Here is a 13,512-nt window from a genome sequence, read left to right as displayed (position 1 = left end):
GATCCCTATTATCGACTGTTGGCGATCCATGTTTAGGATCGAAGGCCGCAAAGGCACGTTTGAGGCAACCCGAATCCACGGCTCCAGAGCCCTTCTACGGTGTGCGCAGAGGTCGGGCGAAACGCGATCTCGTGTTCGAAGTTTACGAAAGGCCCCCATGCAACTACAAAACAGTGAGACTGTGGACCGACTGAGTCTCCTTCTCGAGTACCTGAAGGAAGATCCGGGTGATGCGTTTACGCGATTCGCACTTGCCATGGAGTACGTGAAGACGGGTAATGAAGATCGCGCTCTGGAGACATTCGAAGCGCTGGTTGGCGATCAGCCCGATTATGTCGGAACCTACTATCACCTGGCGGCACTTTACCTGCGGAAAGGCCTGACGGATGAAGCACTGGAGACGTACCGGGCCGGCATTCGCATCGCGGATCGGCAGCGAGATACACATGCACGTGCGGAATTGCAGTCAGCGCTTCTGGAAGCGGAGGGATTTGGCTTCGATGATGAATAAGAAGGCGCTCAGCGTGACGCTGCTTGTTGCGTTCGTCTCGATACTCGCTATCGTTCCGACCATCCGGCCAGCCCTCGGTCAGAATAACGGACAGCCGCCTGTGGAGTATGTCGTTCGCAGCGGAGACACGCTCTTCAACATCGCACGTCGGTTCGACATCACGGTTGGTATGCTGAAGGAGGCCAACGCGCTTTCGGGAGATCAAATACGCGTCGGACAGGTGCTGACTATTCCGTCTCGTACCGAGCCACTGGCCAGACCTGACACGACAGGCGACGGGTACGTGCCCACCGACCCACCGGCGCCGGCTGGTGTCGAAGCACCGGTGGACGGCGCACCCAGAAGTCTTCCCTCGGAGACCCCGGCGGCCCGCGTTGATTCTGTGACCGTGATGTTCGACCCAGTGGCAGATTCGGCGGAGGTGGCACAAGTTGACCGGATGGCCGACGGACCGGGTGCGCAGCTCGGATTACTTACGGTCCAACAAGGTCAATCGCTGTATGACATCGCCCTCGCGACAGGCCTCTCAGTTGACAGCCTGCTGCTGCTAAATCCCTGGGTGGCAACGTTTTTGCCCGAAGGTGCCAAACTGGGAGTTCCGGTCGAGTACGCCTCTGCAACCTACACCGTAAAGCGGGGTGACACGCTGTTCAAGATCGCGCGCGAAACCGGCACGACGGTTGGAGCGATCCGGACTGCGAATCAGCTGGCTGGAGATGTCATTCACGTGGGACAGGTACTGGTTGTGCCGTCCACGAAAGTCAGCTCAGGTTCGTCCGGATTCGCGACGTTACCGGTCGTCGGGTCCGGTGAGGCGCGGGTGTATTCGGAGCGCTTCGTCGGGCGACTTATGGCCGCGGGCCGTCCGTACAACCCGGATGATTTCACTATTTCCCACAGTGACTTACCGATCGGCAGTATTGTGCTGCTCTCCAGTCCGGAGACCGATCAGCAGACGTTTGCGGAGGTAATGGATCGTCTGCCGACTTCCGCCGGCTACCTTATCGATGTGTCGCGTGCGGTGAGTCGCGTGTTCGAGACTTTCACGGGAGGTAACCTTCAGGTTGAACTTCGCGTAGTGCGATACGGACCGTCGGTCCACTGAAAACATCGCGGCGTATTTTCCGGCCCTACCTGATGGACTACTTCAAAGCGACCAGAACAGCTACCTACGGCTTCCTGAGCGCAATTCCGCTGTTTCTGATCTATGAGGTCTCGATCCTGCTTGTGAATCACGGCAGCCCGGCAGGTGTACGCGTCGGGGCGGACGTCTGGATGAAGCAGATCCTAACGGCGATTGGCGCTCCCGGGATGATCGCAGTGGGCGTTGCGGTGCTGGCCATCGGTGTGGCGGTTTTCGTCAAGGATCGCGGGCGCAAGATCCCTGTTCGCGCTTCCTACCTTGCAGGCGTTGTCGCAGAGAGTACGCTCTATGCCGTGGTCGTAGCCATTCTCGTTTCGTCTACGGTCAGCGTATTGCTCGCGATGGTACCGCAGTCGAACCCGACCCAGATCGGATTATTTGCGAAGCTGTCTCTGTCAGTGGGCGCGGGTCTTTACGAGGAACTCGTGTTCCGCGTGATACTGGTCGGGGGGATGTTCTGGTTACTTCAACGGCTGAGCGATTCGCGACGTGCGGCCTACATAGTGGCGGCTGTCACTGGCGCGCTTCTGTTCAGTGCGGTGCACTACATCGGTGTCTTTGGCGACCCGTTCACGATCGGGTCGTTCCTGTTCCGGTTTTTGTTCGGGCTTGCCATGAACGTCATCTTTCTTGTTCGGGGTTTTGGCGTGGCCGCCTGGACGCATGCCCTGTACGACGTGATGGTGGTCACCCACCTGCTCGGATAGACCGGGGCATGAATCCGATGCCCGGGGCCCGCCGTATACACCTGGTTCGATTCCGTGAAAATGCTGAGGTATTGACATAAATGACGAATGGATTGCGCACAGCCGCGCTGATGGCTGTAATGATGGTCCTGTTTGTGCTGGTCGGCGATGCGATCGGCGGTCGGAGCGGGATGATAATGGCCTTCGGCTTTGCCCTGCTCATGAACTTCGGCAGCTACTGGTTCAGTGACAAGATTGTCCTGAAGATGTATCGTGCGACGGAAGTGGGTCGGGGCGAGGCGCCGGAGTTGTATGATATGGTTGACAGACTTCGCCAGCGGGCGCAGCTTCCCATGCCCAGGGTGTACGTGGTTCCATCCGATCAGCCAAATGCGTTTGCCACGGGTCGGAATCCGAAGCATGCCGCTGTGGCGGTGACGAACGGAATCGTCCGACTGCTGGACAAGGACGAGCTGGAGGGTGTGATTGCGCACGAGCTTGCGCACGTCAAGAACCGTGACATACTGACGTCGTCGGTGGCGGCGGGCATCGCGACGGGCATCACAATGGTGGCACGTTTCGGGTTCTTCATGGGAGGCAATCGCGATCGTGGCGGTGCGCTGGGAGGGATCTTGATGTTGATTCTGGCGCCGATTGCCGCGATGCTAATCCAGATGACGATCTCCCGGACCCGCGAGTTTGCAGCCGACCGGGACGGTGCCGCGATCTGCGAGAAGCCTCGTGCGCTGGCTTCCGCGCTGGAGCAGCTTCAGGCGGGCGCACAGCGTGTTCAGATGAACGGGTCGCAGGCAACCGCCCACATGTTCATCGTGAATCCATTCTCTGGCGCGATGGCTGGTTTCGCCAAGCTCTTCTCAACGCATCCGCCGACGAATGAGCGGATCGCGAGACTGATAGAGATGGACCAAAGGGGTGTGCTGGCCGGCGCATGAAATCGGTTAAGCGTGGTGCGGGTGGACGTGGTCTAACCGCGCGTGATGCACGTTGTAATCGTTCTCCTGTTCGACTAACTTTGCGCGGGCCTTTCCCGGCCTGGCTCAAGTATCTGTAATCCCACCAACAATCCCACCATTAATCCCATGTTCAAGCCACGTATTCTGGTCGCTGCCGTAGGCCTCTCGTTTCTGTTGTCTGTTCCATCTGTTGGTCAGGGCACGACCATCGACATCGGGCCGCGCCTTGGAGCCGACGTTCTCGGAGATGTTGAAGAGGTCTTTCTCGGCCTCGACGTGCGTCTGGGCATTCCTGCCCTGCCCGTCGCAGTGAACCCGACGTTTGACTACTACCTGACAGATAGCGGTTTTGATTTCTACCAGTTGAGTGTAAACGCACTGCTGAATATCAACGCGCCTGGTATGCCGACCATATCACCGTACGTCGGTGCGGGTCTCGGTATTGCGAGGACGTCTGTCGACATTGATCTGGGCGGTTTCGGAAGTGTCAGCGGTGACGACACGGACATCGGGATCAATTTGATCGGCGGCGGTTCGATCGACGCCGGCTCGTTCCATCCGTTCGCGCAGGTTCAGGTCACGTTGCTGGGCGACATCAACCTCATCAGCGCCACGGTCGGTGCCCTGTTCCGGATCAAGGGCTAGCAATAGACGGCCCCTGCATTGTACCCGGTCGTCGCGGCGAGCCCGGCGCAGCGATATTGTCGCACGCCGATGCTCGCCGCTTCGCCGTCCGGGGTGAGGCAGGCCGCACTGTCTCCGGCCGTCCTTCGTCGCAAGCAGAGGTGATTCGCGAGGGCGGTCATCCGATTTCTTCGGGCCTTGCTAGCTCGCTGCCGGAGCTCGCGCTGTCGGATCACTTTGTTATTGCCTGGCCGGCAGCGATCCCGGATTCACCTTTCGGTGACGGCGCTTTCCCGCCGCTCCGCCAGGTCGCTTCTTTTTCGAAGATTCAGAGTCCGCATTGCGAATTTGGTTCGAGTTTCGTTCCTGCGGCGCGCAAACGGTACCCTTTACGAACTCCAGCGGTAATATTTACGGCTGATGCACGGATTCAGGTATTCAGGCGCACGGGTCCCGTCTCGATCACATGACATGGTTCGGTGATCAAGGGCCACGTGAATGCAGCAAATTGAGAGGATAGCATGCTTAGAGGACTTCAGCGGACGGCCACGATTGCGACCGCCCTGACCATGATACTCATCGGACTCATCGAGGTCGATGTCGCGAATGCGCAGGACGAGATGGTGAAGGCGGGCACGTACGACAATGGCAAGATGTGGACGTTCGACTATCCACCAGCCGAGTTCTTCAGGACCGAGTACGGTATCGAAGCCGGCGACGACTGGTTTGAGAAGGCGCGTTTGAGCGCATTGAGACTTCCAAACTGCACGGCATCGTTTGTGTCGCCCACCGGGCTTGTGATGACCAACCACCACTGTGCCCGAGGCGCGCTTGCCCAGGTTTCACAGGAGGGAGAGCAACTGCTGGATAAAGGCTTCTACGCGCGCTCGCTCGAAGAAGAACGTCCGGCGCCCATGCTCTGGTTGGACCAACTCGTTGCCATCGATGACGTCACCGATGAGGTGTACGCTGCGCTTGAAGGTGCGGAGACGATTGCCGAGAGATCCAGTGCGCGATCGGATGCGATCAACGCGATACAGGAACGCAAGCTGAACGAGGCGGGTGGTGAGGACAGCGGTCATGTGGTTCAGGTCGTCTCTCTCTACAGTGGAGGCCGCTATTCGGCGTACACGTTCCGCAGGTACTCTGATGTTCGAATCGTGATGGCGCCCGAGATTGCGATGGGTCACTTCGGAGGCGACCATGACAACTTCACGTTCCCGCGCTACGCGCTCGACATGTCGTTCCTTCGTGTCTATGTAGACGGTGAGCCCTATCGCACCGAAGATTACTTCAAGTGGAGCGTCGACGGGGCGGAAGAGGGTGATCCGGTGTTCGTGATCGGCAACCCGGGTTCCACGAACCGCCTCGAATCCGTCGCACAGCTCGAGTACCGACGAGACTATCGCGACAAGCTTCTTCTCGAGTTTTTCCGTGATCGGCTCCGGGCACTGAGGGATGCCTACGCGGTGACGAATGATGACCGCGTTCGCACGACCATGCTCAGCGCGAGCAACGTGGAGAAACTCTACACCGGGCGTGTAAAGGGACTGAACGACGCCAACATCATGGCTCGTCGCGCCGACTCGGAGCGCCAGTTCCTCGAGGCAATCGCCGCCGATCCGGCGCTCCAGGCGGAGTACGGAACACTGATCGAGGACCTTGCCGCTCTTCAGCCGTCCAAGGCGGAGTTCGAGGCCGAGTTCATCACGTTTCTTGCGATGGCTCCAGGCTCTGCATGGACTTCAGTAACCTTGCAGCGCGCGTTGATGGCTCAGCGGATGTTAAGTCAACAGGCCGACGGAGCGTCCGATGAGGCGATAGAGAGCATGAAGGACGGGCTGCTCGGGATATCTGACGGCGCCGAGGTCCTGGACCGAAACTACTTGACGGGTCGGATTGCGATAGCTCAGAAATATCTGGGAAGTGATGCGAGTGTCGCGCTGTACATGGACGGTCGGTCGGCAGAGGATGTGGCTCAGCATATTCTCGATGAGAGTGTCCTGACGACCGCGGAGGCCACTGCTGCAGCCGTGGAAGCCGGAACGCTGACTATGGATGATCCGGCAGTGATGTTTGTCGAATCCTGGGCGCAGCGCCTGGCGGATTACCAGAGTGGGTTCGCCGGCCTCACGGCTCAGGAGGGTGAACTCGGCAGCAAGCGCGGCCGCGCACAATACGATGTCTACGGCCTCTCTGTCCCTCCGGACGCCACGTTCTCACTACGGATCGCTGACGGCGTGGTACAGGGATATGAATACAACGGGACCGAAGCACCTCCGTACACGACCTTCTACGGGTTGTACGACCACTACCATTCTTACCACGGTTCGGAAATTGCACACGAATGGGACCTTCCCGAACGCTGGCTAAACCCACCGGCGGAGTTTGACCTTTCGACACCGATCAATATCGTATCCACAAACGACATCATCGGTGGTAACTCCGGCTCGCCGATGGTCAGCAAGGATCTTGAAGTGGTCGGGCTCGTCTTCGACGGGAATATCGAAAGCCTGCCCAGTGCGTACATCTTCACGACGGATGTGAACAGGAGCGTGTCTGTTGACGCCCGCGGCATTCTTGAGTCGCTCGATTCGATGTTCGACATGGACCGAATCGTGCTTGAACTCACGACGGGTCAACTGGTCGGGACGGAGGCCGAAGCGGATGCGGTCCGTATGGCCCGGTAATCGGCAACACATGTGATGAGTTGCAAAGGGCCCGGCATCTGTCGGGCCCTTCTGTTTCTGCAGGCGCGGGTCACGGACGGTTAAAGTGCCAGAACTGGCGGCATTACTCGGTAGCCACCGGACGCGATCGCAGCCGCGCCTCGTGTTGACTATTGACCCGCGAACGCCTGGGGTATGTGGCACCCCGTCCGTCCGTCCTGGTCTCAGCCGCGAACACTCTTGAGCGCTGCGATCGCCTGATCTGCAGCTTCGCGTGCTGCCTGTGCAGCTTCCATTGCCTTTCTTGCGGCATCCTGGGCCTCGAGTGCAGCTTCACGAGCGTCGGCTGTAGAGTCTCGTACAGCCTCCTCGCAGGTCTTCTCTGCCGCCTTCCGTGCAGCGTGAACCGCCCTGTCGGCGGTTTCACGAGCCGCTTGCCTTGATGCCCACTCCGCCGACTCCCGCGCGAGTCGCTGTGATGCCTGATCCATACCCTCTCGCAGAGTGCGGGCGGAGGCCTCTTCCGCGGCATCGCTGAGGAGGCGCCGGGATGTTGCTTCGGCTACTTCCCGGGCCGCTTGTCGCGAAACACGCTCCTCCACTTCACGCGATGCCTGCTGCGCAGCCCTCTCACCAGCCTCGCGTGCCGCTTCTCTCGCTTCGCGCTCCGCCATGTCCCATGCAGCTCCAATCAGTGCTCTGTTGGTCGCCGGCTTTCTCGGTGAGTTGTTCTCGCTGTCTATTTCGTATTTCCGCGTCATTGATTTCTCCAATCGTTAACGTCTACCCTCTGGAGCGACAGACCAGAACACCGTGACCTGAGTCTGTCGCGCATGCGACGGGACGCAGTATGTGGGCGGTGCCGGCGTGCAGCAATTACTCCAGGGTCGGTCCAATTCTACAGTATGCACCTCAGTGTATAGCGTGGACTCAATCATGAATGACGGTCAATCCTTGCAGGCGATGTAGGCATACTCCGGTAGTGACAAGTATCGTCACGCATTGCGTGCGACTGAACAGCCCTCGGCGAGGAATTCGCTTCTATCCAGGCCGCGATTGTCACGCGGTCGGCCAACCATCATGATGCACCGAAACCAGAATGCGGCGACTCCGCGCGACTCAACCGGGAGCCCGGAAGGGGCGTTGCCGCCCATGAACTGCTTCCTGCAATTATGGTCTCCTGAGCGGTTTTAGCCGCCAGCGGGACTGATCAGGGATACAAGATCCGCCCGCCCGGACCAAGTTGGGGGCCGGGGCATACAATAACAGGATTAATATCAATCGCTTGACAACAAGTGATTTACAAGACACAAGAACGGAGGGGTCATGTCGCTGCCAGAATTGAAGTCCGCAGAACTGGGAGGAATCGAGGGAACCGGTTACGCCTTTACGACAAGTACATTTGACGGAGATGCGATCCAGGGTATTTTCTTTGCCGATGAAGCAACGGAGGGCAAGGCCGAGGCTCTCATTGAAAGTGATGCCGTCCCGTTTAGCGGAGTGCTCTACAAGCGAAACCGATCGGGGTCAGTCACGCAGAAGAAGGTGGATCTTGATGTGGACGTGACCAAGATGAGCAGTGTGGCATTCGGCGATCGTCTGGACTTTGTTGTTGTAGAGGAATCGGACTGACGACTGGGGCGCGCGGGATCACCGCGCATCCTGTCCCATGATGAAGTGCTCACCCAGTACCTCGGCGAAGCGGTCGGTGAGCATAGTGACGTCGTCTTCGTTGAATACCATCGGTGGCTTGATCTTCAGCACGTTGTGATCGGGGCCGTCGGTACTCAGAAGGACTCCAAGATCACGCATTCGATTGATGATGTAGGAAGCCACCCGGGGTGCCGGTTGGCGGGTTCCTGGTGCGACGATCTCGACTCCAACGAATAGTCCACTGCCGCGGAGGTCTCCCAGCACGGGGTGCTCGACCGCAAGGGACGACAGGCGCTCGACAAGAGTGCGTCCGGTCCGCAGGGCGTGCGCCTGAAGACCATCATCGCGAATCACGTCAAGAACAGCCAGCCCGGCTGCACAGGACACCGGATTCCCTCCGTACGTGTTGAAGTACTCCATGCCGTTGGCGAACGACGCGGCGATATCCGCCGTCGTTACAACGGCCCCCAGTGGATGTCCGTTGCCGACAGGTTTGCCCATCGTGACTATGTCCGGCACGACGTCCTGCGTTTCGAATGCCCAGAAATGTGTGCCGACGCGACCGAATCCGACTTGCACCTCGTCCGCAATGCAGACCCCGCCTGCCGAACGGGTCTGCTCGTAAATGGAAAACAGATACCCTTCGGGCAGCATGATCTGTCCGGCGCAGCTCAATGCCGACTCGGCGATCAGAGCAGCGACCCGGCGACCCCCATCCTGGATCGCGACAAGCGCGGGCTGGATCTCATCCGCGTATGACCGTGCCGGGTCAGGCGAGGCCGCGTGGAGTCCACGAAAGCTGTCGGGCGCAGGTATCTCATGTACATGAGGCGGTACGGCTGCGCCGCCGGGCCCGCGCGACTTGTACGGGCTGATCTCGATCAGACTTGTCAGGTGCCCGTGGTACGCGGCGCCGAGTACGACAAAATCTGTTCCCCCTGTGTGTGCCCGCGCCATCCGAAGCGCAAGGTCGTTCGCTTCGCTGCCGGAGTTCACGAGAAAGCAGACGCTGAGCGGCTCCGGAAGCGTCGCAGTAAGACGCTCGGCATAGCGTACGAGGCCCTCGTGCAGGTACCGCGTGTTCGTATTCAGAACGGCCGCCTGATCGGCGATCGCGCGCACCACTTGCGGGTGACTGTGGCCGACATGCGCGACGTTGTTAACACAATCCAGGTAACGACGGCCGTCAACGTCATAGAGATGCGCACCACGGCCGCGAACGATATGCAACGGGCTGCGATACGACAGGCCTACGTTCGTTCCGATGTGCTTTCTCCGCAAGCCCAGGACGTCCGCGGACTCCAACCGCGCAGCGGGGAATGCAGCTCGAGGTATTTGCAGAATCAGGTTGGGGTCCGGACAGATGCTTGTCCATACGGCCCGCCGGCTGGCTTCGGCCACTCCCGGGAAGTTGCCCTCCATGCCGAGCATGTTCGTGACGAGCTGGATGTGCAGATGCGGTGGCCATCCACCGTTCTCGGTAGACTCCCCGAGTTCAGCAAATGGTTCGCCACGGGGCACCGTTTGTCCCGGCTGAAGCCGGTCCAGGGAGGAGCGACTGAGATGCCCGTACAGGGTATAAAAACTCTCGTCGTCCGCTAGCCTGTGTTCGAGAATGACCGTTGGTCCGTAGTCGAGGTCGAGGTCGTTGTCACGCAGGCTGTGGACTGTAGCGTCGAAAGGAGCGAGTACCGGAGAACCGGCCGGAGCGAACAGATCAATGCCGAGGTGGATCGTTCGCGGCTCGCTGCCGGGCAGACCAAACTGAGCGGCGGTATAGCACACTCGGGCTTCATTGTACCGTCCGATTCCGACGACCGCACCGGCGTCGTTGATCTGATCCGCGATCAACTTCGACCAGACATCAGCATCGCCCGTGTCGTCTTGAGCTGCCGCGTTCGTCGATGCAACGCTCAGGTCGATCACGCACACCGGATCCGTGACAAGATCATACGTGAGGACAGGTCGTTCTCCGTTCGCCGACGTCAGGTAGTCTACGACCGCCGCAGAGCGGGTGCATGGAGTCAGGCCACACGCATCGCGGAAGGCGTAGTGCGCAAAATCGGGGTGGACCCTCTTGAGCTGATCCAACAACCTCCACACCGCATCTTCCGAAACTGTGTGATATGCGTCCTGACTGTGATCCGGATGCTGCTGAGACCACAGTGCCGAGAATGTGCTGCTCAGCGCCAGACGCGTGAGGATCAACGTGAAGAGAAGTTCAAGCTCCTCCTCTTCGATGCGAAGCACGCTGTTATATCCTCGGATCAGATCGCACGCCGCCCCGACAGGGTCCGCTTCGTCGAGCATCACATAGGCGCACGCAATGGCGACTTCGTTTACGGTCTGCGTGAGAACCGTGTCACCGAAATCGAGCAAACCGGTGACCATCGGTGTTCCGTCTGACCCGCAGTCGACGAGAATATTGTAGTCGTTCGCATCGGCGTGGATGACGCTTTTTCGAAGTCCGGCCATCGCTGGCTCGACGATGTCCGAATGACGATCAAAAATCGCCTGGATTCGGTCTCGCCGTTCGTTCTCTCGAATATCCCCGACCAACCGGGCCGCGTTTGGGGCTCTGGCCAGGTCCCACTCGAACACTCGCTCCATCGCCGCGTGCCGATAGTCCAGCAACGCCCGATCAAGCTGTCCCAGAATGCGGCCCAGCTCCTCGCGGAGTGTTCCGGTCTTCGGTTTGAAATCAGCAAAGTGGTTTCCGGGCAGAAAAGACAGGAGGCGGGCGTGGCGCGGATGCCCGTCAAGGGTGACTGTAGCAAACGCCGTCCCGGACGACGCGCGACGATGGCGGGGGAGGGGCAGGTGTGGATGAATCGAAAGAGCGTGCTCGACAACGGACGTCTCAAAATCGATCAGATCTTGTGCCGTGCCTCCCGGCGCGATCTTCAGTACGAACGGGCCATCGTTTGTGTCGACTCTGTAACACTCGTCGTGATAGCCATTCAAAGGTGTCACGGCTGTGGCCATCAGGCCAAAAGGCTTCAGAGTGGTGAGAACGGATTCTCGCGTGTTATCGGTCACGTATCCATTGGGGTCTCGTTGTCTCGCATTCCCAAAATAGACAACGCTCCCGAACGGCCATAGACCATCCGGGAGCGTCCCTCACAAACCAGTGCGTGTCAGGGCGATCAGCGAATAAGCACGACCTGTCGGTATCGCGAATAGTCGCCCGACTCGATCCGGTAGAAATACACACCGGCCGGGAGATCATCCGCGTCGAAACGGGCCTGGTACGTGCCCGGACCATGGAAGCCGTCCGCAAGCGTGGTGACCCGGCGTCCCAGCGTGTCGTAGACATCGAGCGTGACCACCCGGCCATCAGAGACGGCGTACTCAACCACGCTTGACTGGGAGAACGGATTCGGATAGCTGGAGAGGAGGCTAACGGCCGACGGCAGGTCGTTCAGATCGTCGACGGCCGTTGAGAGAGAGTAGAAGATCTGGAGTTGGGGCGGGTTGGTGCCCTCGCGACTGTCATATCGTTTGGCAGTCCCGGAAATCGCCTCATTCCCGACCAGGATCCAGCCAAAGTTATTGGCGGCGTCGTCGAGCCAGGCCTGCACGTCCGCGACCATGCCTGCGGACGAGCCCCAGGTGTAGCTGCCGACGCTTCCTACACTGGCCGTGCCAGACGCTGTTGCATCGAAGTCTCCTCCCGGGTTCGTCCACGTTCCCGTATCGAAGAAGGTATGCAGCCATGTCACGTCTCCGGTCGCTGCAGTGCCACCCGCGCCTTCCTCTCCCGGGGCGTCTGAGTTACCCTCGCCCCAGTCGGCGGTGAGTCTGTGAAGCGTCGCGTCGTGGTTGCCTGAAATGGTTTTCGTCATCATCATCGACAGTTTTACGCTGTCGATGGTCGCCCCCACAGGCACCTCGCCGGCTACGTCGAAGTGCAGCACCGCTCGCCGGATTTCGCTCCCACGCGCGGTTGTTCCGGCAAAGAGATAGACGCCGACGCCGTTGCTTACGTTGCCTGCCATACTTTCGAACAGGCTGTTGTCTTTCGAAGGTTCAATCGTCACTTCGGTCTGTGCAGCCGATGGGGGCACAACCAGGGCGAGTGCGAGCAATAAGGTCGAGTACAATAACGTTCGTCTCATGTCTGATCTATGGTCTTGGATTCCGGTGGAATGGGATAGTATTTCGAGCAGAAATAGAGCAATTAGTTACGCCTTAACGGCTCGCACGATGGCTTTGTTCACGCGCCCGCAGCTTCGATAGGCGCAAACAGCCCTCCTGGTAACAAAAAAGGGCGGCCCGTCTGTTGCGAGTCGCCCTCATTGCGCACCGGCGGACTGAAAAGGTCATTCTCAAGGCCGTCGTCTACCGATACTTCAACGGTCCGTCTCATGGACCATCTGGCATAGATATCGGATGAGACCCTCCAATTTTGAAGTGTCCATCCGAACGCCCGCGCGACTCAGTAGAAGACCACGGTGCGACCTTCGTGTACGAGCACGCGATCTTCCAGGTGCATCTTGACGGCGCGTGACAAGACGGTTCGTTCGACGTCGCGACCCAGTTCCTTCAATTCCTGCGGACCATACCGGTGATTTACGGCCACGACGTCCTGGTCGATGATGGGTCCCTCATCCAGGTCGGCCGTGACGTAATGTGCGGTGGCGCCGACGCGCTTCACACCTCGCTCGAAGGCCTGACGATACGGGTCGGCGCCGACGAACGAGGGCAGGAACGAATGATGGATGTTGATGATTCGATCCGGGAAATGCGCTACAAACGCGGGACTGAGTATCTGCATGTATCGAGCCAGCACAAGCAGATCGGCTTGCCCGTCCAGCAGGTCCAGCGTCCGAGCCTCTGCATCCGCTTTTGAATCGGGTGTCACCGGAATATGGTGATACGGAACTCCAAAAGCCGAGACGGCCTCTTCGAGGTCGCCATGGTTGCTGATGACCATGGTGATGTCAGCCGGGAGTTCGCCGCGAGAACGCCTCCAGAGTAACTCAAGCGCAGCATGCTCCTGCCGGGATACCATGATGGCCACCTTCTTGAATTCGGCCGAGTAGCTTATGCGCCAGTCCATGCCGTACGGGTTGGCCACGGCCTCGCCGAAGGACCTTTCCAGCAGCGTACGCGATACGTCGAGGTGGGGTGTCTGGAACTCCAGACGAAGAAAGAACGTGCCCCCTTCTGGATCCGTCGAATGCTGATCGAGGGCGGTTACGTTCGCCCCGTGGTTGTAAAGAAAACTCGAAACGGCCGCAACGATTCC

General features: G+C 59.3%; 11 protein-coding genes. 7 read left to right on the top strand and 4 right to left on the bottom strand.

Features of this window, described 5'->3' with window-relative positions; translation table 11 throughout:
• Window positions 1-181: 181 nt before the first annotated feature.
• The 6 genes from HKN37_06845 (at window position 182) to HKN37_06820 (ending at window position 6,629) form a co-directional block, all read left to right on the top strand.
• Window positions 182-511, top strand: a complete 330-nt coding sequence (locus tag HKN37_06845) for a tetratricopeptide repeat protein (protein NNE46360.1) — start codon at window positions 182-184, stop codon at window positions 509-511.
• Complete coding sequence (locus tag HKN37_06840) at window positions 501-1,616, top strand: LysM peptidoglycan-binding domain-containing protein (GenBank protein NNE46359.1); 1,116 nt, start codon at window positions 501-503, stop codon at window positions 1,614-1,616. The genes HKN37_06845 and HKN37_06840 overlap by 11 nt, the downstream gene beginning before the upstream one ends.
• Before the next feature lie 32 nt (window positions 1,617-1,648).
• Window positions 1,649-2,362 carry a CPBP family intramembrane metalloprotease gene (locus HKN37_06835; GenBank protein ID NNE46358.1) on the top strand — a complete coding sequence of 238 codons (714 nt, stop codon included), beginning with the start codon at window positions 1,649-1,651 and terminating at the stop codon, window positions 2,360-2,362.
• Window positions 2,363-2,442: 80 nt separating this feature from the next.
• Window positions 2,443-3,294 (top strand): zinc metalloprotease HtpX, encoded by an 852-nt coding sequence (gene htpX / locus HKN37_06830; protein NNE46357.1) that lies wholly within the window; start codon window positions 2,443-2,445, stop codon window positions 3,292-3,294.
• A 147-nt stretch (window positions 3,295-3,441) separates the two neighbouring features.
• Complete coding sequence (locus HKN37_06825; GenBank protein ID NNE46356.1) at window positions 3,442-3,960, top strand: hypothetical protein; 519 nt, start codon at window positions 3,442-3,444, stop codon at window positions 3,958-3,960.
• 500 nt (window positions 3,961-4,460) lie between these two features.
• Window positions 4,461-6,629, top strand: coding sequence for a S46 family peptidase (locus tag HKN37_06820; GenBank protein ID NNE46355.1), 2,169 nt, complete (start codon window positions 4,461-4,463; stop codon window positions 6,627-6,629).
• Between the two features lie 203 nt (window positions 6,630-6,832).
• On the opposite strand, the gene HKN37_06815 is transcribed toward HKN37_06820, so the two are convergent.
• Window positions 6,833-7,369: a hypothetical protein gene (locus HKN37_06815; protein NNE46354.1), complete on the bottom strand. Its 537-nt coding sequence runs from the start codon at window positions 7,367-7,369 to the stop codon at window positions 6,833-6,835.
• Window positions 7,370-7,934: 565 nt separating this feature from the next.
• Between HKN37_06815 and HKN37_06810 the strand changes: the two genes are divergently transcribed.
• Window positions 7,935-8,240 (top strand): hypothetical protein, encoded by a 306-nt coding sequence (locus HKN37_06810; GenBank protein ID NNE46353.1) that lies wholly within the window; start codon window positions 7,935-7,937, stop codon window positions 8,238-8,240.
• Window positions 8,241-8,258: 18 nt separating this feature from the next.
• Here the strand turns inward: HKN37_06810 and HKN37_06805 are convergent, their stop codons facing one another.
• The 3 genes from HKN37_06805 to purU form a co-directional block, all read right to left on the bottom strand.
• Window positions 8,259-11,300, bottom strand: coding sequence for an aminotransferase class III-fold pyridoxal phosphate-dependent enzyme (locus HKN37_06805; protein NNE46352.1), 3,042 nt, complete (start codon window positions 11,298-11,300; stop codon window positions 8,259-8,261).
• Between the two features lie 107 nt (window positions 11,301-11,407).
• Window positions 11,408-12,379, bottom strand: coding sequence for a T9SS type A sorting domain-containing protein (locus tag HKN37_06800; GenBank protein ID NNE46351.1), 972 nt, complete (start codon window positions 12,377-12,379; stop codon window positions 11,408-11,410).
• 320 nt (window positions 12,380-12,699) lie between these two features.
• Window positions 12,700-13,512, bottom strand: an 813-nt coding sequence (gene purU, locus HKN37_06795; protein NNE46350.1) for a formyltetrahydrofolate deformylase, incomplete at its 5' end; no start/stop codon positions are given.

It is taken from the genome of Rhodothermales bacterium (assembly GCA_013002345.1).
Classification (GTDB): domain Bacteria; phylum Bacteroidota; class Rhodothermia; order Rhodothermales; family JABDKH01; genus JABDKH01.
This window is presented reverse-complemented; position numbering and strand designations above follow the sequence as displayed.